General features: G+C 36.2%; 21 protein-coding genes. 15 read left to right on the top strand and 6 right to left on the bottom strand.

The features are described 5' to 3' along the window. Nucleotides 1-18 precede the first annotated feature (18 nt). The 4 genes from CDL10_RS04100 to CDL10_RS04085 all read left to right on the top strand — a co-directional run bounded on the left by CDL10_RS04100 (nucleotide 19) and on the right by CDL10_RS04085 (nucleotide 4,828). Nucleotides 19-675 carry a DUF2461 domain-containing protein gene (locus CDL10_RS04100; RefSeq protein WP_100677364.1) on the top strand — a complete coding sequence of 219 codons (657 nt, stop codon included), beginning with the start codon at nucleotides 19-21 and terminating at the stop codon, nucleotides 673-675. Nucleotides 676-807: 132 nt separating this feature from the next. Then, nucleotides 808-3,009: a RelA/SpoT family protein gene (locus CDL10_RS04095; RefSeq protein ID WP_100678631.1), complete on the top strand. Its 2,202-nt coding sequence runs from the start codon at nucleotides 808-810 to the stop codon at nucleotides 3,007-3,009. A gap of 64 nt (nucleotides 3,010-3,073) precedes the next feature. Next, nucleotides 3,074-3,532 carry a Fur family transcriptional regulator gene (locus CDL10_RS04090; RefSeq protein WP_100677363.1) on the top strand — a complete coding sequence of 153 codons (459 nt, stop codon included), beginning with the start codon at nucleotides 3,074-3,076 and terminating at the stop codon, nucleotides 3,530-3,532. Between the two features lie 21 nt (nucleotides 3,533-3,553). Beyond that, nucleotides 3,554-4,828 (top strand): adenylosuccinate synthase, encoded by a 1,275-nt coding sequence (locus tag CDL10_RS04085; RefSeq protein ID WP_100677362.1) that lies wholly within the window; start codon nucleotides 3,554-3,556, stop codon nucleotides 4,826-4,828. Between the two features lie 41 nt (nucleotides 4,829-4,869). Here the strand turns inward: CDL10_RS04085 and CDL10_RS04080 are convergent, their stop codons facing one another. Continuing rightward, nucleotides 4,870-5,196: a DUF6787 family protein gene (locus tag CDL10_RS04080; protein ID WP_100677361.1), complete on the bottom strand. Its 327-nt coding sequence runs from the start codon at nucleotides 5,194-5,196 to the stop codon at nucleotides 4,870-4,872. Between the two features lie 137 nt (nucleotides 5,197-5,333). Between CDL10_RS04080 and udk the strand changes: the two genes are divergently transcribed. The 9 genes from udk to CDL10_RS04035 all read left to right on the top strand — a co-directional run bounded on the left by udk (nucleotide 5,334) and on the right by CDL10_RS04035 (nucleotide 13,952). Next, on the top strand, nucleotides 5,334-5,942 hold the full coding sequence (gene udk / locus CDL10_RS04075) for a uridine kinase (protein ID WP_100677360.1): 609 nt from the start codon (nucleotides 5,334-5,336) through the stop codon (nucleotides 5,940-5,942). Nucleotides 5,943-5,947: 5 nt separating this feature from the next. Further along, nucleotides 5,948-6,277 (top strand): FtsB family cell division protein, encoded by a 330-nt coding sequence (locus CDL10_RS04070; RefSeq protein WP_100677359.1) that lies wholly within the window; start codon nucleotides 5,948-5,950, stop codon nucleotides 6,275-6,277. A gap of 11 nt (nucleotides 6,278-6,288) precedes the next feature. Further along, the gene (locus tag CDL10_RS04065; RefSeq protein ID WP_100677358.1) at nucleotides 6,289-7,644 is read left to right on the top strand and encodes a methylmalonyl-CoA mutase subunit beta; all 1,356 of its coding nucleotides are present in this window, start codon (nucleotides 6,289-6,291) and stop codon (nucleotides 7,642-7,644) included. A gap of 27 nt (nucleotides 7,645-7,671) precedes the next feature. Then, complete coding sequence (locus CDL10_RS04060) at nucleotides 7,672-7,902, top strand: hypothetical protein (RefSeq protein ID WP_100677357.1); 231 nt, start codon at nucleotides 7,672-7,674, stop codon at nucleotides 7,900-7,902. Further along, nucleotides 7,892-8,185, top strand: a complete 294-nt coding sequence (locus CDL10_RS04055; RefSeq protein WP_100677356.1) for a type II toxin-antitoxin system RelE/ParE family toxin — start codon at nucleotides 7,892-7,894, stop codon at nucleotides 8,183-8,185. Before CDL10_RS04060 ends, CDL10_RS04055 begins: the two co-directional genes overlap by 11 nt. Before the next feature lie 10 nt (nucleotides 8,186-8,195). Further along, nucleotides 8,196-8,474, top strand: coding sequence for a hypothetical protein (locus tag CDL10_RS04050; RefSeq protein WP_207760136.1), 279 nt, complete (start codon nucleotides 8,196-8,198; stop codon nucleotides 8,472-8,474). A 281-nt stretch (nucleotides 8,475-8,755) separates the two neighbouring features. After that, nucleotides 8,756-10,915, top strand: coding sequence for a methylmalonyl-CoA mutase (scpA, locus tag CDL10_RS04045; protein WP_100677355.1), 2,160 nt, complete (start codon nucleotides 8,756-8,758; stop codon nucleotides 10,913-10,915). A gap of 145 nt (nucleotides 10,916-11,060) precedes the next feature. Then, nucleotides 11,061-11,423 carry a BlaI/MecI/CopY family transcriptional regulator gene (locus CDL10_RS04040; protein ID WP_100677354.1) on the top strand — a complete coding sequence of 121 codons (363 nt, stop codon included), beginning with the start codon at nucleotides 11,061-11,063 and terminating at the stop codon, nucleotides 11,421-11,423. A gap of 3 nt (nucleotides 11,424-11,426) precedes the next feature. Further along, complete coding sequence (locus tag CDL10_RS04035; protein WP_100677353.1) at nucleotides 11,427-13,952, top strand: M56 family metallopeptidase; 2,526 nt, start codon at nucleotides 11,427-11,429, stop codon at nucleotides 13,950-13,952. Between the two features lie 85 nt (nucleotides 13,953-14,037). Here the strand turns inward: CDL10_RS04035 and gldD are convergent, their stop codons facing one another. Genes gldD through mutY form a run of 4 tightly spaced genes read right to left on the bottom strand, consistent with a single transcriptional unit; the run spans nucleotide 14,038 to nucleotide 17,468 of the window. Further along, a complete protein-coding gene (gene gldD, locus CDL10_RS04030; protein WP_100678630.1) occupies nucleotides 14,038-14,601 on the bottom strand; it encodes a gliding motility lipoprotein GldD in 564 nt (187 codons plus the stop codon). Continuing rightward, nucleotides 14,594-15,916: a gliding motility-associated protein GldE gene (gene gldE / locus CDL10_RS04025; protein WP_165772979.1), complete on the bottom strand. Its 1,323-nt coding sequence runs from the start codon at nucleotides 15,914-15,916 to the stop codon at nucleotides 14,594-14,596. Before gldE ends, gldD begins: the two co-directional genes overlap by 8 nt. A gap of 28 nt (nucleotides 15,917-15,944) precedes the next feature. Then, the gene (locus CDL10_RS04020) at nucleotides 15,945-16,385 is read right to left on the bottom strand and encodes a single-stranded DNA-binding protein (protein WP_100677351.1); all 441 of its coding nucleotides are present in this window, start codon (nucleotides 16,383-16,385) and stop codon (nucleotides 15,945-15,947) included. 36 nt (nucleotides 16,386-16,421) lie between these two features. After that, nucleotides 16,422-17,468, bottom strand: a complete 1,047-nt coding sequence (gene mutY / locus CDL10_RS04015; protein WP_100677350.1) for an A/G-specific adenine glycosylase — start codon at nucleotides 17,466-17,468, stop codon at nucleotides 16,422-16,424. Nucleotides 17,469-17,613: 145 nt separating this feature from the next. Here mutY and CDL10_RS04010 point away from each other — a divergent pair, with 145 nt between their 5' ends. Both CDL10_RS04010 and CDL10_RS04005 read left to right on the top strand, forming a co-directional pair. Beyond that, a complete protein-coding gene (locus CDL10_RS04010; RefSeq protein WP_100677349.1) occupies nucleotides 17,614-17,904 on the top strand; it encodes an HU family DNA-binding protein in 291 nt (96 codons plus the stop codon). Nucleotides 17,905-18,175: 271 nt separating this feature from the next. Then, nucleotides 18,176-19,720: an Rne/Rng family ribonuclease gene (locus tag CDL10_RS04005; protein WP_100677348.1), complete on the top strand. Its 1,545-nt coding sequence runs from the start codon at nucleotides 18,176-18,178 to the stop codon at nucleotides 19,718-19,720. A 117-nt stretch (nucleotides 19,721-19,837) separates the two neighbouring features. On the opposite strand, the gene CDL10_RS04000 is transcribed toward CDL10_RS04005, so the two are convergent. Then, nucleotides 19,838-22,240 carry an alpha-ketoacid dehydrogenase subunit alpha/beta gene (locus CDL10_RS04000; RefSeq protein WP_100678629.1) on the bottom strand — a complete coding sequence of 801 codons (2,403 nt, stop codon included), beginning with the start codon at nucleotides 22,238-22,240 and terminating at the stop codon, nucleotides 19,838-19,840. Nucleotides 22,241-22,337 lie beyond the last annotated feature (97 nt).

Genomic DNA, 22,337 nt, shown 5'->3' with positions numbered 1-22,337 from the left:
TTTTAAAATCAGATAAAAATGGAAAAGCAGGTTTTAGATTTCTTAAAGAATCTGGCAAAAAACAATAACCGTGAATGGTTTGGAGAAAATAAAGCAACGTTTGAAAAAGCCAAAAATGATGCCTTGTTTGATTTTAATCTTATTCATGAAGAATTGCGGCAAACAGATTTTTTAGAACCGATGAAAATGTACCGGATTTATCGTGACATTCGGTTTTCTGGAGATAAAACGCCTTACAAAACACATTTTTCGATGTACATAGGAAGACAAAAACCAGATTACCGAGGAGGTTATTATCTTCATATCGAACCTGGAAATTCATTTATCGGAATCGGTTTTTTCAATCCGGAAAAAGAAGATTTACTGCGTATCAGAAAAGAAATTGAACTGGATAATGAGTTGGAGGGGATTCTGAACACAAAAGATATTAAAACAACATTCGGCAGTTTAACAGGCGACGAAGTAAAAACTGCACCCAAAGGTTTTGATAAAAATCATGAACGTATCCATTTGATTAAAAAAAAGCAGTTTCTGTTAATCCATAAATTAAAAGACGAAGAAGTTTTAAGTCAGGATTTTTCAAAGAAAGCAGTTGCGGTTTTCAAAAAATCACGACCTTTTGTTGATTATATGACCGATGTTTTGTTGACGAATTTAAACGGGGAAAGGATTTAATGTATTGAAAGGGAATATCCTTACAATAAATAAAACAATCAGTTTCTACCAGCAATATTTTTCAATCCAAATTATTGTTATTTCCGGGAAAAGAATTAACTTTAATGGTTATAAAAATACTTGCTTATGAATATGACTACTGAAGACATAGAAAAAGAAAACAAAGCCATTGCTCAAGAGTATAAAGAATTACTGAGAATCAGTTATCAAACATTGAATGATGACGAAAAAAAACTGATTCGAAAGGCTTTTGATGTAGCTGTCGAAGCCCATAAAGACCAACGAAGAAAATCAGGAGAAGCCTATATTTTCCACCCGATAGCGGTGGCAAAAATCGTGGCGTCAGAAATTGGATTGGGGGCAACGTCTATCGCTTCTGCACTTTTGCACGACGTGGTGGAAGACACTGATATTACCGTTGAACAAATAGAAGAAATGTTCAACCCGAAAATTGCTCAGATTGTAGCCGGATTAACCAAAATATCCAGAATGGAGCCCGACCCGGATATTTCACTTCAGGCTGAGAATTACCGGAAAATGCTACTGACATTGCATGATGATGTTCGTGTAATCCTGATTAAAATTGCTGATCGCTTGCATAATATGCAGACAATGGAAGGCATGGTTCCTTACAAACAGGCGAAAATAGCTTCAGAAACCTTGTACATCTATGCACCGCTGGCTCACAGATTGGGTTTATTCAACATAAAAATTAAGTTGGAAGATTTAGGGCTTAAATATACCGAGCCGGAAGTGTATCAGGATATTTTGAGCAAAATTAAAGAATCCAAAGAAGAACAAGATGCTTATATTAAGCTGATTTCAGATGTTTTGAGCGAGTCGTTGGATAAAGAAAATATCAAATATAGTATTAAAGGAAGGTCGAAATCGATTTATTCCATTTATCGTAAAATGAAAATGCAGGGCGTTACTTTCGATGAAGTTTACGATAAATTTGCTTTGCGGATTGTTTACGAATCTGAACAGCAGAATGAAAAGTTTCTGGCATGGAAAATTTATTCGGTTGTCACAGACCATTACCGTCCATCGCCAAACCGATTGAGAGATTGGATATCTTCTCCAAAATCAACAGGTTATGAAGCGTTGCATATTACCGTTATGGGACCAAAAGGTCGTTGGGTGGAGGTACAGGTGCGTAGTGAACGAATGGACGAAATTGCCGAAAAAGGTTACGCGGCTCATTATAAATATAAGCAAGGTGTCAGTGAAGAAAACAGTTTGGATATCTGGTTGAATCACTTGCGGGAGGCTTTGGAAAATTCTTCGGAAAATGCAGTAGATTTTGTTGAAGATTTTAAACTGAATTTCTATGCCAAAGAGATCTATGTTTTTACACCCAAGGGCGAAATCAAATCGCTACCGAAAGGTGCAACAGCATTAGATTTCGCATTTAGTGTACATTCCGAAGTCGGCATTAAAACCAGAGGAGCGAAAGTGAATGGGAAACTGGTTCCGTTAAATTATGTGCTGAACAGCGGCGACCAGGTAGAAATTATTACATCATCTAATCAAAAACCAAGCGTGCATTGGTTAGAATTTGTTTCAACAGCCAGAGCCAGAAACAAGATTAAAAATGTTCTCAATGAAGATATCAAATCTCGGGCTGAAGAAGGTAAAGAGATTTTACAACGTAAACTGAAACACCTGAAAATTGACTGGTCTGAGAAAACTGTGAATGATTTGGTCAATTATTTCAAAGAAAAAACAAGTCAGGACGTTTTTTACAAAGCAGGAACAGGAGCTATTGATAACCAACAACTTAAAGAATTTGCTAATCATAAGAACAGCAATACGTTCTTCAATTTATTCCGAAAATCTATTCGGAAAACCGAACCGCCTGTTAAGACCGACAGCAATCTGGATTTGATTGTGTTTGGCGATGGAGAAGAAAAACTGGATTATAAACTGGCGAATTGCTGTAACCCAATTCCGGGAGATGATGTATTTGGTTTTGTGACGATTAACGAAGGGATAAAGGTGCATAAGAAGAACTGTCCGAATGCTATCAGTCTGCGTTCCAATTATGCTTACAGAATTATGTCAGCAAAATGGATAGATTCAACTAATCAGGAATTTGATGTTACATTAAAAATATTCGGCATTGATGAATTAGGGTTAACAAATGAACTTACTAAAGTGATTTCTAATAATATGGCTATTAATATAAGAAGTATTTCTTTAAGTAGCGATGCCGGAATTTTCACAGGAGAAATAAAAGTGAGTGTACCTAATAATCATGTTCTGCAAAAGCTGATTAACAATATTAAATCAGTAAACGGAGTAGAAAAAGTAACCAGAATGCAGACATCTTAATTTAATAAACTGTCTGATAAAACAATATTTTGCGTTATATTTGCAACGCTCATAGCTCATTATTATGGAAGTAAATAAAAATCAGGAAATTGTAAAAAATGTTTTTACCAAATATCTGGAAGAAAAAGGGCATCGAAAAACACCCGAGCGATACGCCATTCTGCAGGAAATTTATGAAAACAACGAGCATTTTGATATCGAATCTTTGTATATCAAAATGAAGAATAAGAACTATCGTGTGAGCAGGGCTACGTTGTACAACACGATTGAGCTTTTGCTCGAATGTGGTTTGGTGCGGCGTCATCAGTTCGGGCAAAATCAGGCTCACTATGAAAAATCATATTTTGACAAACAGCACGACCACCTTATTCTTACTGATACTGGCGAGGTAATTGAGTTTTGCGACCCGCGGATACAAACCATTAAAAAAACGATTGAAGAAATATTCGGGGTGAGTATTCACAATCATTCGCTGTACTTTTATGGTTCAAAAACAACAGACAATAATACAGAAGCAAACTAAAAAACGACTAATAATTTAATTATGACAGTAGATTTACTGCTCGGTCTTCAATGGGGAGACGAAGGCAAAGGAAAAATTGTTGATGTACTTACTTCCAAATATGATATTATCGCACGATTCCAGGGTGGACCAAATGCAGGTCACACACTTGAATTTGATGGTATTAAGCATGTATTGAGAACCATTCCGTCCGGTATATTTCACAAGAATGCTATCAACATCATCGGTAACGGCGTTGTGATGGATCCGGTGGTTTTTCAAAGTGAAATACAAGGTCTTGAAAAGTTTTCAATAAATATTAAAGATAAATTACTCATTTCCCGAAAAGCCCATTTGATATTGCCAACACACCGTTTGCTGGACGCAGCTTCGGAGGCAGCGAAAGGTAAAGCCAAAATCGGTTCTACACTCAAAGGAATCGGGCCGACTTATATGGATAAAACCGGTAGAAACGGATTGAGAGTGGGAGATATCGAACTGAGCGATTTCAGAGAAAAATACAGAGCTTTGGCAGATAAGCATATCGAAATGATTGACTTCTACAAAGTGGATATTCAATATGATTTAGCAGAGTTGGAAACCGAATTTTTCGCAGCAATCGAAGAATTAAAACAACTAACATTTATTGATTCAGAAGATTATTTGAACCAAGCACTGAAAGACGGAAAAAGTATTCTGGCAGAAGGAGCTCAAGGTTCTTTGTTGGATATCGATTTCGGAACTTATCCGTTTGTAACTTCATCGACAACCACTGCGGCGGGAGCCTGCACGGGATTGGGCATTGCACCGAACAAGGTCAAAGAAGTATTCGGGATTTTCAAAGCCTACACTACTCGTGTGGGTTCAGGACCTTTCCCGACCGAACTCAATGATGAAATCGGAACGAGAATGGCTAAATTAGGTAACGAATTCGGTTCAGTAACCGGTCGTGCCAGAAGATGCGGCTGGCTGGATTTGGTTGCATTGAAATATGCCGTTCAAATAAACGGAGTTACCGAATTATATATGATGAAAGGCGATGTGCTTTCTGGATTTGAAAACCTGAAAGTGTGTACCGCATACAATTACAAAGGCGAAAAAATCGACCATTTGCCTTTTAATATTGAGGAAGAAAATGTTATACCAATTTATGAAGAACTCAAAGGCTGGAATGCTGATTTAACCGGTATGCAATCGTATGAGCAATTTCCGGAAGAACTGAAAGCGTATATCAGTTTCATTGAAAAAGAAGTTGGTGTGCCGATTAAAATTGTTTCAGTCGGTCCTGACAGGAAACAGACCATAACAATTCAATAAATAAAAGCTGTCCATTCGGGCAGCTTTTTTGTATTTAAAAGTTATTTTGATAAATCTTCCATCTGCCAGCCAAATAAAAATCCGAGTCGCATTCTGATAAGCATCTTTTTTACAAATTGAGAAAAAAACTTGTACTGACCGAAAACAGTTCCGATAATAATCAAAAGAATTTTATAAACCGGTAAAATCAATAATATCGACAAAGGCCAGTAGATAAACGGATTCATTGTAGCTTTTTCAATACCGATATAAGCCAGAATCGGTCGTGTAATCCATGCCGATGTACTTCCTGTGATAGCGAAAACAATAAATATGATAACTAATTGAAAATTAGACTGAACGCCCCATCTCTGTTTTAAACCTGCCATTTTATACACCGTTTGATTATAAGTGCCAAAGTTAATGAAAAATAAAGAGAAACAAATTATATTTATAAATGAGGTAAATAGGGCAAAAATTAGCCTGAAAACTTTTTTATTTCTTATTTTTGTAGAAAATCGCTATTATGCTAATATTAGGAATTGCAGGTGGTACAGGTTGTGGCAAAACAACGGTTGTCAATCAGATTATCAAAGAGTTGCCTGAAGATGAAATTGGTATTATTTCACAGGATTCATATTATAAAGCCAATGACCATTTGAGTTTTGAAGAGCGGGAATTGATTAATTTCGACCACCCGCGTTCGATTGATTTTGAATTGTTAACCCAACATTTGAAAGACCTCAAAGCAGGGAAAAGCATTAATCAGCCAGTGTATTCGTTTGTACATCACAACCGAACGGGCGATTTTATTCTGACGAAACCGCGAAAAGTAATGATTGTGGAAGGTATATTGATTTTTACTAATCCTGAACTTCGGGAAATGTTTGACATTAAAATATTTGTCCATGCCGATGTTGACGAACGACTTATCCGCCGGCTGCGTAGAGATATTGCCGAACGAGGGCGTGATATGGAAGAAGTTTTGGCAAGATATCAAAACACATTAAAACCGATGCACGAGCAATTTATTGAGCCGACAAAATCATTTGCAGATATCATTATTCCAAACGACCGGTACAATACGGTGGCAACGGATATTGTACGAACCGTGATTAAACAAACTATAAAATAAGAGAGATGAAAGAAAAATTTGCCCGATTAATTCAGAAATATCCTTTTGTTAAATGGTTTACTAATCGGTTTGTTCTGGTTACCATATTTTTTGCGGTTTGGCTGATATTTTTTGATACTTATTCTTTTTTTGACCATAGAGAAATTAATCAGGAAATCAATAAGTTAGAAAAAAACAAAGAGTTTTATCAGTCTGAAATTGAGAAAGATAAAAAATCAATTACCAAATTGAATCAAAAAGAAGAATTAGAAAAATTTGCCAGAGAACAATATTATATGAAACGTGAAAACGAAGATGTTTTTATCATTGAAATAGACTCGGCAAAAACTAAATAATATATATTTCTATGAAAAATTTATTTCCGGATTTTGAAAAAATAAGTTCCAAACAATGGAAAAACCTTATTCAGTACGACCTGAAAGGTGCGGATTATAACGAAACATTAGTTTGGGAAAGCTTGGAAGGTATCAAAGTGAAGCCATTTTATCACAACGATGAAGATTTTGTTACCAATAATGTAACAACGCAGAATACTCATTTTGCTGTTTTACAGGCAATTTATGTTCACGATTTAAATAAATCAGCAGACAAAGCCAACGAATTATTAAAACGCGGGGCAGAAAGCATTCGTTTTATTGTTCCGACCAAAGAAACAGACGTTGTTTCATTGTTAAACAATTTAGAGAACCCCAAAGCGGTTTATTTTCAATTGTTGTTTTTGGACAAGGAAACGATGTTGAAAATTGATAATGAAGCGTCAAAACTTGGGTTTGAAGTTTATGTTTTAATCGACCCGGTTCATCAATTGGGATTTGACGGAAATTTTTTCAAAGACGGAAATTCGGATTTTGAAACCCTCAATGAAATCAACCAACAAGCGAATAACATCAATTGGCTGACAGTGAATGCGACAACCTATCAGAACGCAGGAGCTAATATGATTCAACAGTTGGCTTACACTTTGGCACATACCAATGAATACCTCAACCGTATTAAGGATTTTAACAAAAATATTACTGTTGAAATTACCGTGGGCGGAAATTATTTCTTTGAAATTGCCAAGCTTCGTGCTTTACGAATGCTTTTAAATGCATTGGCAGATGAATATTCGTCCGATATCACATTTCACATTATTGCAAAACCTACACGCCGAAACAAAACGCTGTATGATTACAACGTGAATATGTTGCGAACCACTACCGAATGTATGAGTGCTGTGATTGGCGGAGCTGATGCTGTGGAAAATATGGCTTACGATGCTATTTATCACAAAACCAATGAATTTGGCGACCGAATTGCCCGAAATCAATTATTAATTTTAAAGCAAGAAAGTTATTTTGACCAAGTGAATAATCCTGCCGACGGTGCGTATTATATCGAAAACCTGACCACGCAATTAGCCGAAAAAGCATTGGAATTGTTTAAACACATCGAAAAAAACGGCGGTTTGATTACGCAGTTAATCGAAGGAACAATTCAACGGAAAATTTCTGAAAGTGCCGAAAAAGAACAGCAGTTATTCGATGAAGGAAAAGAAGTTTTATTAGGAACCAACAAATATCCAAACAAAGAAGACCGAATGAAACACGATTTGGAATTGTATCCGTTTGTAAAACAAAATCCAAGAAAAACCCTGATTATTCCAATTATTGAAAAACGTTTGGCTGAAAAATTGGAGCAGGAGCGATTGGAAACAGAATAATTTTGTAACTTTCAGAAAAAGAAGATTATGAAAGCAATCAGAGAAATAGTGAAAGTAAAAAATCGTCAGATAGTTATAAATTTACCCGATGATTTTGATGCGGAAGAAGTTGAAGTAATTGTATTAAAGACAATTGAAAATGAAATTCCGCAATGGCACATTAATGAAGTTCGCGAAAGAACTTCAGAATATTTAAAAAATCCTGATATCGCTTTAGATTTTGACGAAGCAATCAAAGATATTGAGAATGAATTATAAATTGAAAATTCTTCCAAGAGCTAAATTTGATTTAAAAGAAATTGCTGTATGGTATGATGAAGAAGTTCAAAAAGGACTTGGAAAAAGATTTCTATCTTCTGTAAAAAGAGAAATGGCTCTTGTACAAAAGAATCCGCTTTTTTTTCAAACAAAATACGACAATAACAAAACGGTTTTAGTGAGAAATTTTCCATATTTAATTCATTACGAAATAATCAATAGTCATATTGTTGTAAAAGCTGTTTTACACACCGCAAGAAGTCCGAAGAATTATCCAAAATAAAAAGTTGGTTATGAAAAAGAAAAACAAAATAAAATTATTTGAGGAAAAGAAAGTACGTACACTTTGGGACGAAGAACAGGAAAAGTGGTATATTTCTGTGATTGATGTGATTGAGGTATTGACAGGAACAGACCGACCAAGAAAATATTGGAGCGACTTAAAAGCAAAACTCAAAAAAGAAGGAAGTCAGTTGTCCGAAAAAATCGGACAACTGAAAATGCAATCTTCTGATGGTAAATTTTACAAAACCGATGTTGCCGATACCGAACAGATTTTTCGTTTAATATGAAATATCTTTGAATGAATATTGTGAATATATTGAATAAATGAGTTAATCTCGAACTTGTATGGTTTAGTAAGTTTAGATAATAAAAAAATAAAGATGGGATTCATTGTCATAATTTTAATTGTTATAAGTACTTACGGTTATTATATAAGTCTAAAAAATCAAAATACAACTATTAAAACTCTTTCTATAATTGGTTTAATTTTAGGTATTTTGCTCTTTATAGTATTAGCTGTATTTTATACAATATTATTTGCATAAAAATAATTTAATATGAAAATAAAATGAGAAAAAACATACAACATATCACATTAGAAGGTAAAAACCTTAAACCTGAAACAAATTCAAACCTTAAAAACTCCCCTCCTTTGGAGGGGGTGGGGGAGGAATTCCTAACCGCCGAAGGAATTGAGGTAAAACCGACCTATTCCGAAGCGGATTTAGAAGGTTTGGAACAAATTGGCTTTGCCGCAGGTTTTGCACCGAATTTACGCGGTCCATATAGCACAATGTATGTTCGTCGTCCGTGGACAATTCGTCAGTATGCGGGATTTTCAACTGCCGAAGAATCCAATGCTTTTTACAGACGAAACTTGGAAGCAGGACAAAAAGGACTTTCAGTTGCTTTTGATTTGGCTACGCACCGCGGTTACGACAGTGACCACGAAAGAGTTGTCGGCGATGTTGGAAAAGCCGGAGTTGCTATTGATTCGGTAGAGGATATGAAAATCCTTTTTGACCAAATCCCTTTGGACGAAATGTCGGTTTCGATGACAATGAACGGAGCTGTGCTTCCGATTCTGGCGTTTTATATCGTAGCAGCAAAAGAGCAAGGTGTCGATAAAAAATTACTTTCGGGAACTATTCAGAATGATATTCTGAAAGAGTTTATGGTACGGAACACTTACATTTATCCGCCAACGCCGTCAATGAAAATCATTGCCGATATTTTTGAATATACAAGTAAATATATGCCGAAATTTAACTCGATTTCGATTTCGGGCTATCATATTCAGGAAGCCGGAGGAACAAACGATATTGAACTGGCTTATACTTTGGCAGACGGATTGGAATATGTCCGCACGGGATTGGCAGCGGGAATGGATATTGATAAGTTTGCACCTCGTTTGTCGTTCTTTTGGGCAATCGGAATGAACCATTTTATGGAAATTGCCAAAATGCGTGCAGGGAGAATGTTGTGGGCAAAATTAATCAAACAATTTAACCCGAAAGACCAAAAATCATTGGCATTGCGTACGCACTGTCAGACTTCGGGTTGGAGTTTGACCGAGCAAGATCCGTTTAACAATGTGGCACGAACTGCAATTGAAGCCATGGGGGCTGCACTTGGAGGAACGCAATCGTTACATACAAATGCTTTGGACGAGGCGATTGCTTTGCCTACCGATTTCTCGGCTCGGATTGCGAGGAATACACAGATTTATATTCAGGAAGAAACCAAAATTACCAAAACGGTTGACCCTTGGGCTGGTAGTTATTATGTGGAAAATCTAACAGCTGAAATCGCTGAAAAAGCGTGGAAACTGATTGAAGAGGTAGAATCCTACGGCGGAATGACCAAAGCGATTGAAGCCGGGATTCCGAAAATGCGTATTGAAGAAGCTGCGGCTCGCAAACAAGCTCGTATCGATTCTGGTCAGGATATTATTGTAGGCGTAAACAAGTATCGTTTAGAAAAAGAAGACCCGTTGCAAATTTTGGAAGTTGATAATCAAGTCGTTCGTCAGCAACAGATTGAGCGGTTGAATAAAATCAAAGCAACCCGCAACAACGATAAAGTTCAGGAATGTTTAAACAAACTGACGGAATCGGCAAAAACAGGTCAGGGTAATTTATTGGAACTGGCTGTTGAAGCAGCGGAAAACCGAGCAACTTTAGGAGAAATTTCCGATGCTTTGGAAACGGTTTTCGGAAGATATAAAGCACAAATTAAAACCATTAGCGGCGTGTATAATAAAGAAATCAAAACAGATGAAAATTTTGCCAAAGCAAAACAGTTGGCAGATGAATTTGCAAAACAAGAAGGACGCCGTCCACGTATTATGATTGCAAAAATGGGACAGGACGGACACGACCGCGGTGCAAAAGTTGTAGCTACAGGTTATGCCGATGTCGGTTTCGACGTGGATATGGGACCATTGTTCCAAACACCTGCCGAGGCGGCAAAACAAGCCGTAGAAAACGACGTACACGTATTGGGCGTTTCTTCATTGGCAGCAGGACACAAAACGCTTGTTCCGCAAGTTATTGAAGAACTGAAAAAATACGGACGTGAAGATATTATGGTTATTGTAGGCGGCGTAATTCCTGCACAGGATTATCAGTATTTGTTTGATGCAGGAGCAGTAGCCGTTTTTGGACCAGGAACCAGAATTGCCGATGCAGCGATTACGATTTTGGATATTTTGTTGGATTCGGAATAAGTTATTTTCTATTCATAATAAATTAAAAGACAGTTTTTTAGCTGTCTTTTTTTGTTTTCAAAACTAACTAAATAGTTAATTAACTATGAAAATAGTTTTTAAACTAAATTTTTAGTTATATATTTGTTCATATAAAATCATCATCATGGAAAAATTGACCAACAAAGAAGAGCAGATAATGCAAATCCTCTGGCAGATAGAAGAGGGTTTTGTGAACGATATTATGGAGCAAATGCCTGAACCAAAGCCACATTACAATACACTTTCGACGATTGTTCGGTTGCTGGAAGAAAAAGGATTTGTTACTCACAAGAGCTATGGAAAATCACATCAGTATTTTCCGGTTATTTCATTGGAAGATTATCGTGGAGTGTATGTGACCGATTCGATTAAAAAATATTTTGGCAATTCGGTATCGAATCTCGTTAACTACTTTGTGAAAGAAGAAAAACTGTCGGAAGAAGAAATCCGGGAGTTGATGCATATTATCGAAAACAATAAAAAGTAAGCTATGAACCCATTAGTTATTTACTTGTTGAAATCCAATTTGCTATTGGTTTTCTTCTGGCTTTTTTACCGTTTGTTTTTGCGAAAAGAAACTTTCTATACGCCAATTCGCTGGTATTTCGTTGGAAGTGTGGTATTGTCACTGATTGTTCCGTTGTTGAACTATACCAGAACGGTAATAATCAAACAGGAATTAGTACCGGCAGAATTTGATTTTGTTCCCAATTTTCCGATCGAAGACATGTTTGTTCCGATGGCAGAACCTTCTTTTTGGGAAACGATTGACTGGCAGAATGTGCTTTTGTTTCTAATAGGTGCTATCAGTTTAATTTTATTGCTGAAGTCTGGATATCAGATTTTTAAATTGTACATGAGCGTTAAAAATTTACCTTCTTCAGGAAAGAATCCATTAATAAAAATAACACAAAATCAGCAAAATATTTACTCATTTTATCGGTGGATTGTTGTTCCGGAAAACAAAGTTTCCTGCCCGGATTTAAATATTATTCTGGCACATGAAAAAATCCATCTCAACCAAAAACACACTTTGGATTTGATTTTTATTGAATTAGTTTCTGCTGTTTTCTGGTTCAATCCATTGATAAAATGGTTGCAAAAAGATATCAATACCAATCTGGAATTTATTGTTGATGAAAAAATGGTTACTGAATATGAGCGTGTTGCCTATCAGAAAAGTCTTTTGCAGGAACAAAATGCCCATTCGCCGGCATATATCAACGCGTTTAGCACCAACGATTTGAAAAAACGAATTATTCAACTTAATACACAAAAATCTAAAAGTATGAAAAAATTAAAATTTTTACTGACAGCTCCCGTACTTGTTGCTTTTTTTGCTTTTTTCCAGGTGGAAACAGTAGCACAGATTCAAACGATTGAAATGGAGGAGACTACTACGAATGAAACTTCGTATATCGTGGAGAGTAACTTTTCTGAAAGAGAATTTAAGAAATTAACCAAAGAACTTAAAGATAAGTTTGATATTGAATTTATCATCAATAGAATTGAATATAAAGATGATAAAGTCAGTATTTTAGATTATATTATCCAAAAAGGGAAACACAAGGTATCTTCATCAACAACCATGTTAGAAGGAGGAATTGACCCGTTTCTGATAACCGTTAGTCCGAATGGGGAAAAACCTTTCCGAGTGGAAAAATATCCTGAAAACGAAAAATATTCTTATACTGTGGACGATAGGGTAGATGTTGATTTTGATATTTCTAAAGAGGAATGGAAAAACAAAAGTTGGATTGATAAAATAATGAAAAAGCAAAAAACTGTTTTTCTGATTGATGGCAAACAAGTTTCCGCATCGGAAGTCAGACAATTGGCTGATGATGAGGTTTTTACGATTAATATTTATAAAGATAAAGGAACCGTAAATAAATATGGTGAAAATACTGATTGTGTGGTGGTTATCAGAACAGAAAAACAAATAAGAAATGTAAATACGTTTTCTGTCAGTCCGGAAAGTTTAAAATCAAACCGAGAAAATTATGAGGAATTAATTGAAAAATTCCCGGTTGTGATTGACGATGTTCCGCAAACCAAAGAACAGTTGAAAAAGTTCGACAATACCAAAATTCAGTCGATGTATTTGGAAATAATACATGGGGCAAAAAATGAAACAATCTATCATCTTTCTACCAAACCGATTGATTATGATGTAGAACATGAGAAAAAAAGAGTAGAAGAACGAGCTGCAAAAGAAAATTATATAAAAAATAAAAATGGAGAAAGTGTAAATGGTAAATCTCTTGATAACCTCGAAATTCCTGAAGGTTTTGAAAAAATAAGCATTTACAACCGTTGGGGAAATTTGGTTTATGAATCAAAGGAAAACAAAAAGTTTGAAAAAAAGCAATTAGATAATCTTGTGGGCGGCACTTATTTTTATGTAATAAGAACCAAAGGAAAAGAAAAGTCGGGGTATATTCAAATTGAAACAGAGAAAAATATATCAACCACAACGATTGATAACAACGGAATATTTATCGAAAATCCGGAAGCAGGAATAAATATTAATGACGATGATAAAATATTGCTTATTGTTGACGGAAAAGAGGTTTCTGTGGGAGAATTTAAGAAAATTGACCCTAAAAATATTGAAAATATAACCATTCTCAGCCAGGCAGAGCAACTGAAACCTTATGGCGAAAAAGGAAAATACGGTGTGATGCTGATTAAAACTAAATCTCAGAAAAAGATAGACGGAGAAACAGCTATTGAAAAAAGAAGGGTAGAGGCGGAGAAAAAAAGAAAAGAGATGATAGAACGGCATCGGCAAGCAATGACACGTCACGAGCAAGCAACAGAAAGAAAAAAATCAGTCCAAAACCAGAAAGAAGATAATTTTGCAGATAATTTCAATTTGTTAAAATCAATCTTTAACGATATGAAATCTATAAAAGACGAGGTTGAAAACGAAAATGTTACAATTACTCATATTTCTGCAAAAATATCTTTTCCGGAAGAAGGAATAGAAATGGAAATGTTGGAAAATTATTAAAAAAGCCAGCCACGAATTATTTGTTTTTGTAATTCGTGGCTGTTTTTTTATAAAAGAATTACAGTCTCTTTCTTCTTAATTCTTTCTATTCTCTATCATTCCATTCCATCGTTTCAACTATTTTCAGCATATCATTTTTGATATATTGAGCTGCCGGAATAATAGAATCAAAATTAGGCTTGGCATAAAAATATAATGATCCGACAATGAAATGATTGGTACTGTCGGTTGCATAGAACTGCACATTAGTAGCAGTGTTTCCAATGAGTTCATAAAACATACCATAAACTTTTTTGTCGGCGTCAATGATGATATTTTCCTGAATTTCTTCTGCTTTTATCGTGTGTTCAAAAGTTAATCTTTGGGCATCTTTCAATAACTTCGTCAGATTATTTTTTCCCACAGCTTCGTAGTCCACAAAGATTTTTGCTTTCATTTCGGGATAATCAATCTGAAAACTACAATCTTTGACGTTTGTAATATTTGCGATTGTATTTTGCTCATATTTAAAAGCACACGGAGCATTTTCGGTTTGGTATTCCGGTTGTGGGTAACTCAGCCGTAAATAAGCGTCTGGTTTGGGTTTTACGTCGTTGTTACAAGCCCAAAAAAGTGTTGCTGTTAGTGCAAAAACGGCTATTTTATTCATTTGTTTTATAGTTTTCATCTTGATTAATAATGACTTTAACCTTAGATATTTTCCGGTTGTCTGATTCTGTAATAATAAACTGATATTCCTCAAAATCAATAATTTCGCCTACATTCGGAAACCTGTCACTCAGTTCAATAAGAAATCCTGCCAAACTTTCGGCTTCGTTCCGGCTGTTTTCAAAAATATCTCCGTCGGCATCAATTATTCTGTAAAAATCTTTGAGCGATATTTTTCCGTCAAACAAATATTCAGACGCATTAATTTGAGTGTATTCAATTTCTTCTTCGTCAAATTCATCAGAAATTTCGCCGATGATTTCTTCCAAAACATCTTCCAGCGTGATGATTCCGGAAGTGTCGCCGAATTCATTAACGACAATTGCCAAATGTTTCTTAGATGACTGAAAATCAATTAATAAATCGTCGAGTTTTTTACTTTCAGGAATAAAATAGGCTTCACGGATAACGGATTTCCAGGCAAACACTTTTTTATCCAGATAGGGAATTAAATCTTTCACAAACAAAATCCCGACAATATGGTCGATATTATCTTCATAAACCGGAATTCTCGAATAGCCCTGCTCGGTTATTTTGGGCAATATTTCATGAAAAGGTTCTGATTGTTCCAACGCAAAAACGTCGATTCGGGGTGTCATTACCTGATAAGCCTCGGTCGAGCCGAAATTAGCAATGCCTTCCAGTATTTTCTGTTCTTCTTCGGAAGTATGGCTGTAATCGGTCATTTCCAGTGCTTGGGAAAGTTCTTCGACAGAAAAACTGTTTTCTTCTTCGTCAAAGCTCACTTTCAACCATTTGCCTATTTGCCTGAACGGATAAGTAACCGGACTCAGAATAAGGTTAGAAATTTCTATAAACCAGATGGATTTTATAATAAAAACCTCATTCTTTTCATAGGCATAAAACCTGGAAATCAATTCGCCGAAGCATACTAAAATCAATATACCCGAAATCAGATAAATCAACCAGCTGATTTCCGGTATGAAAACCGTATCGAGCCATAGAAATTTTATTCCGGATAATGCCAGCAAAAACAATACTTTCCCGAGAATGATTCCGGTTGTGATAGTCGATTGTAATCGGATTGGCTGTGCCAGTATTTTTTGCAATGATTTTTTGACCTTTTGGAAACTGTCGATTTCTTCATAATCAGATTTAGAAATGGAAAAATATGCCACTTCCGCTGCGGAATATACAATGACTAACAATAAAGAAATCAGCAAAAGCGAAACGGCGATGACGATGCCGTAATTGCTGTGAAGTAATAAAAAATATTGACTGGGTTCAGGGTCCAAGTTATTGCAAATTTTAGTTTACGTTAATTTAAAAAGGAATGTCGTTATTACTGTCGATATCTTTTGTTCTCGGAATATCAAAATCATCGTCGTCGTCCACACTATGGCGTTTTTCAGTTTGGCTGTTGTCTTTTTTCAAAGACAAAAAGATGAACTCAGTAGCCTGAATTTCGTTGGTATGTTTGACAGTGCCGTCTTCTGTTTGCCAATGGCGGGTTCTGATTTTTCCTTCAATATATATTTTATCGCCTTTTGACAAATATTTTTCACAAAGCTCGGCGGCTTTGTTCCGCACAACGATATTGTGCCATTCGGTAGAGGTTATTTTTTCGTTGGTTGTTTTGTTGATATAGGTTTCATTGGTGGCAATAGAAAACCGACCGATGCAGTTTCCGCCTTCAAAATAGTGCATTTTCACATCATCGCCCAAATGACCTATGAGTATAACTTTGTTTAAGGTTCCTAACATATACATTAAAATTGTAAACCAAATATAGAAAAAACTTTAGGATTGATGATAGTATTTTTCCAAAAATTTCTTCAGTGGTACAGGGAAGGCATATTTTTGCACATCTTCCGGAACAATTGCATTTGCTGCACGATGATTAATTTGTGATTTAAAAAAACGAATGTGCAACTGCTGGTGCGTAAGTTGGTGCTTTATGGAATAATCTGTTAATTCTTGAAAATCAATAAGTTTTTGATTGTAAAATATTTCTTCAAATTGAGATTGAATTGTTGTTTCCATTGCTTCATTATCGGTTTCGATTATCGGAAACTGATAAAGATTTTTCCAGATATCATCAGATGAACGCTGTTCAATAATAATATTTTTTTTGACGTCTTCCAACAAGAGAAAATGGAAAAAACGTTTTTTTACTTTTACTTTCTTTGATTTTACAGGCAGGTTTTGGATTTCATTATTGCGGTAAGCAAAACATTCTTCCTGTATAAAACATTCCTGACATAATGGTTGTTTGGGCTTACATACCATCGAACCAAAATCCATCATTGCCTGGTTAAAAACATCAGGATTTTTGTCCGGAATCAGCTCATTGGCTAATGACTGAAATATCTTTTTGGCCTGATTGGTCGAAATATCATCTTTAATCCCGAAAATTCTCGACAAAACCCGATACACATTGCCGTCCACCGCAGCCACCGGTTCTTTGAAAGCAAACGAAGCAATCGCAGCGGCAGTATAATTACCGACACCTTTTAATTGTAATAAATCTGAATAGTTATCCGGAAAATTTCCGCCGAGTTCAGTAACAATATACCGGGCGGTAAAGTGCATATTCCTCGCTCTGGAATAATATCCCAAACCTTCCCACAGTTTCAATACTTCATCTTCAGAGGCTTGTGCCAAATCATATATGGTATGAAATTCGCTGATAAATCTTTCGTAATAAGGCATTCCCTGCTGTACTCTGGTTTGTTGCAGAATTATCTCAGAAAGCCAGATTTTATAGGCATTATCGGTAGCTCGCCACGGAAGATTCCGCTGATTGATATTGTACCATTTTAAGAGTTTCTGACTGAAGTTGACCATGATGTTTATTTGCAGGCACGAAGGTAAAATTTAATTTTGATATAAAAATAGCCTTAATGAGTTGATTTTTTAGAATTTAAATTAATATATTTGCACTCGCTTTGAAACTACAAGTTAAATTAAAATTAATAAATATACAATTAAGATGACTAAAGCAGATATCGTAGCCAAAATTTCAGACAAATTGGGGCTTCCAAAAGGAGACGTGCAAGCGGCAGTAGAAACTTTTATGGACGAAGTAAAAACTTCGTTGGAAACAGGCGAGAATGTTTACCTTAGAGGTTTCGGAAGTTTTATCGTGAAAACACGTGCAGAAAAAACAGGGAGAAATATTTCCAAAAACACAACTATCAAAATACCGGCTCACAACATTCCGGCTTTTAAACCGGCTAAAGTATTCGTTGAGTCTGTAAAGACAAAAAATAAAGTAAAATAAACGAATTATTAACATAAAAATTTAGACCTATGCCAAGTGGTAAAAAAAGAAAAAGACATAAGGTAGCTACGCATAAACGTAAAAAAAGAGCGAGAGCTAACCGTCATAAGAAGAAAAAGTAGTTTAATACTACTTTTTCAACTTTTTTATAAAGTTCTTTGAAATAAGTTTGATTTATCAAACGTTCGGGTAAAATTAATATATACCTGTAATTTAGTTGTTTAATCCCTTTGCCATATGCTGATATGTGTAAAGGAAAAAAATTTACAGTGTGAACAAAGAGTTAATTATAAGGTCTGGTTCAGATACAGTAGATTTTGCCTTACTAAAAGACGGGAAATTAGTAGAACTGCACAGAGAAAACATTGATACAAAAAGTTTTGAAGTCGGGGATATTTTTATTGCAAAAATCAGAAAACCTGTTCAGGGGCTGAATGCGGCTTTCATCAATGCCGGTCACGAAAAAGACGGCTTTTTGCATTATCACGATTTGGGGGCTAACCTGAAATCACTGATGAAATTCATCAAAGGAATAACCACCGGGAAAACAAAAGACTATTCCCTTAAAAACTTCAAATTTGAACCACAGATAGACAAAGGAGGCTCAATTACAGATGTGTTGAGTGCCAATCAGTCTGTTTTGGTACAAGTCGTTAAAGAACCAATTTCTACCAAAGGGCCTCGTATGAGTTCCGAGCTGTCGATAGCCGGCAGATATGTGGTTTTGGTTCCGTTCTCTGACCGCATTTCCATTTCTCAGAAAATTCGTTCAAAAGACGAAAAAGCAAGACTAAAAAAATTAGTACAAGCCATTAAGCCAGAAGGTTTTGGCGTGATTGTACGAACCGTTGCAGAAGGCAAACAAGTATCCGAATTAGAAAAAGACTTAGAGCAACTGTTTAACCGATGGTTAACCATGTGCAAAAGACTAAGCAAGGCACAACACCCATCAAAAGTTTTGGGCGAAGTTGGCAAAACTTCAAGCATATTAAGAGATTTATTTGATGACCGTTTTACAGGAATTTACATAGATGACAAAGACCTGTATGACGAAACGAAGGATTATTTGCAAGAGATAGCCCCTTCAAAATCTTCCATTGTGAAGCTCTATAATAATAAGAGTCTGCCGCTATTTGAAAAATTCAATATCGAGAGGCAGATTAAAACTTCTTTTGGAAAAACAGTATCTATGAGCAAAGGAGCCTATTTGGTTATCGAACATACCGAAGCCCTCCATGTGATAGATGTCAATAGCGGAAATCGTTCAAACAAAGCAACATCACAGGAAGACACAGCCCTCGAAGTCAATATGATTGCTGCCGCAGAAGTAGCAAGGCAGCTGCGACTGAGAGATATGGGCGGAATTATCGTTGTCGATTTTATAGATATGCGTAATGCCGAACATCGCAAACAGCTGTTCGACTTTCTGAAAGAAGAAATGAGTGACGACAAAGCTAAACACAAAATCTTGCCCCCTAGTAAATTTGGCTTGATACAAATTACTAGACAAAGAGTCAGACCTGAAATATCAATTAAAACAAGAGAAGAAGACCCCAATAATGAAAATGGGGAAATCGAGGCTCCGATTGTTGTCGTTGATAAAATAACAGCTGACCTTGAAAACATTATCAAAACAAAGAAAAAAGTGGTTTTAAACGCCCACCCGTTTGTAGCGGCATTTTTAACAAAAGGATTTCCGTCTGTGAGGTTCAAATGGCTGTTCAAATACAAACGATGGGTTAAAATTATCTCGAGAGATGCCTATACTTATTTAGAATATCACTTCTTTGACCAGGAAGGAAATCGAATCAATTAATATGTTTTAACCGTCTAATGATTTTTCGTTAGGCGGTTTTTCTATGAACAAATTTTAAAATCAAAAAAGCATTGTAAAAATTTTTACAATGCTTTTTTTGTATAAGTAACCAGCTTTTTACAAAGCCGGATATTTACCCGGATTACTTTCGTGCATAATTGCATAAACCTTTTCAAACACATCTTCTTCAGACGGTTTGGAGAAATAATCTCCGTCTGTCCCGTAAGCCGGTCTATGAGCTTTTGCAGTAAGTGTTTGTGGTTGACTGTCTAGATATTTATATCCTCCTTGATTTTCTACAATATGTTGCAGAATATACGCCGATGCTCCGCCCGGAACATCTTCATCAACGACCAATAAACGATTGGTTTTTTGTAAAGATTTCACACAATCGTGATTAAGGTCAAACGGCAACAATGATTGAGCGTCAATAATTTCTACATTGATATTTACTTCTGCCAATTCCTTCGCAGCTTGTTCAACGATTCGCAATGTTGAACCATAAGAAACGATAGTAATATCGCTACCTTCTTTAATCGTTTCAACCACTCCGATAGCTGTAGTAAACTCACCTAAATTAGTAGGCATTTTTTCTTTTAATCGGTAACCATTCAGGCATTCAACAATCAATGCCGGTTCATCTGATTTGAGCAAAGTATTATAGAAACCAGCAGCTTTGGTCATGTTTCTCGGTACCAATACGTGCATACCTCGAATGGCATTAATAATCATACCCATTGGCGAACCTGAATGCCAGATTCCTTCCAATCGGTGTCCGCGTGTACGTACAATCAATGGTGCTTTCTGACGACCGGCTGTTCTGTATTCCAATGTTGCCAAATCGTCACTCATAATCTGAATGGCATACAACAAATAATCCAGATATTGGATTTCAGCGATTGGTCTTAAACCTCTCATTGCCATACCAATTCCTTGACCCAAAATAGTCGCCTCCCGAATACCGGTATCAGACACACGCAATTCTCCGTATTTTTCCTGCAAACCTTCCAAACCTTGGTTTACATCTCCGATATGTCCGGAATCTTCTCCGAAAATTAACGTTTCCGGATAAGTGGCAAAAATGTGGTCAAAGTTATCTCTCAGTACAATCCTTGCATCTACTTCGGTCGAATTATCGTCATATTGCGGTTGAATTTCCTCAGCCAAAGTAGCTTTCTGATTCGATTCAGACATCAAATGACTGCTGTATTTTGGCTGAACTTTGCTAAAGTATTGTTCAATCCATTGGTTCAGTTCCTGATTACCATTTTGTTGAACAAAATATCTTTTGGCAATCCTTGCTGTGGACAAAATATCTTTTCGGATAGGCTCTTTGATTGCAGACAAATCTTTAACCATTTGAGCGATTTTATCCGGATTTGATGAGCTTGCCCCAATTTTGTTTAAAATAGTGATTAATTCTTCACGTTCTTCTTTGATAGGATTAAGGTAAGCCTCCCAGGCAGTACGTTTGCTTTCACGAACGATTTTTTTAGCTTCCTCGTCGAGTTGCTGTAATTCTTCATCAGTTGCCATATTGTTGGCAATCAGCCATTCACGCATTTTTTCTATACAGTCATATTCTGTTTCCCAAGCCAGTCTTTCTTTGGTTTTATATCTTTCGTGCGAACCGGAAGTGGAATGTCCCTGAGGTTGTGTAAGTTCCTGTACGTGAATCAGCACCGGAATGTGATTTTCTCTTGCGATTTGTCCGGCTTTCTGATAAGTTTCTACCAAGGAAGGGTAATCCCAGCCATTTACGGTAAGAATTTCGTAACCGTTGGTATCGTTTTCTCTTTGAAAACCTTTTAATATTTCTGATATATTTTCCTTAGTGGTTTGATGCCGGGCATGAACGGAAATTCCATACATATCGTCCCAAACACTCATTACCATTGGTACTTGTAAAACACCAGCCGCGTTGATAGTTTCGAAAAACAATCCTTCAGATGTAGAGGCATTACCGATTGTTCCCCAAGCAACTTCATTTCCTTCGTTTGAAAACTGGTTGTTTTTGTCGGCATCAGCATTTGCCCGGTAATATTTAGAAGCTTGTGCCAGACCTAATAATCTCGGCATTTGCCCGGCAGTAGGCGAGATATCGGCACTGGAATTTTTTTGTTCAGTCAGGTTTTTCCATTGTCCGTTTTCGTCCAAACTATGTGTGGCAAAATGTCCGCCCATTTGTCGTCCGGCAGACATCGGTTCTTGCTCAGCATCGGCATGACCGTACAATCCGGCAAAAAATTCCTGCGGAGTCATTGCTCCGATAGCCATCATAAAGGTTTGGTCACGGTAATATCCTGAACGGAAATCCCCGTTTTTGAAAGCTTTTGCCATCGCCAGTTGCGGAACCTCTTTTCCGTCGCCGAAAATACCGAATTTTGCTTTTCCAGTTAATACTTCCCGTCGTCCGAGCAAACTGCATTCGCGACTGATGCGAGCTGTTTTATAATCGTTTATTACTTCTGTTTTGAAGTCGTCAAATGTTATCGAATCTTTGGTTTTTACTTCACTCATGTCTGTCATAATCTTTATTTCGCCCACGAAATTATTAAAAAAAAAGCAATTTTGGTAAAAAAAAATATAACCAATACTTCGAAATCGGGCTTGTCGT

The sequence above is a fragment of the Avrilella dinanensis genome, assembly GCF_002807015.1.
Classification (GTDB): Bacteria; Bacteroidota; Bacteroidia; order Flavobacteriales; family Flavobacteriaceae; genus Flavobacterium; species Flavobacterium dinanensis.
The sequence above is the reverse complement of the archived record's forward strand: the minus strand, read 5'-3'. Positions and strand labels throughout refer to the sequence as shown.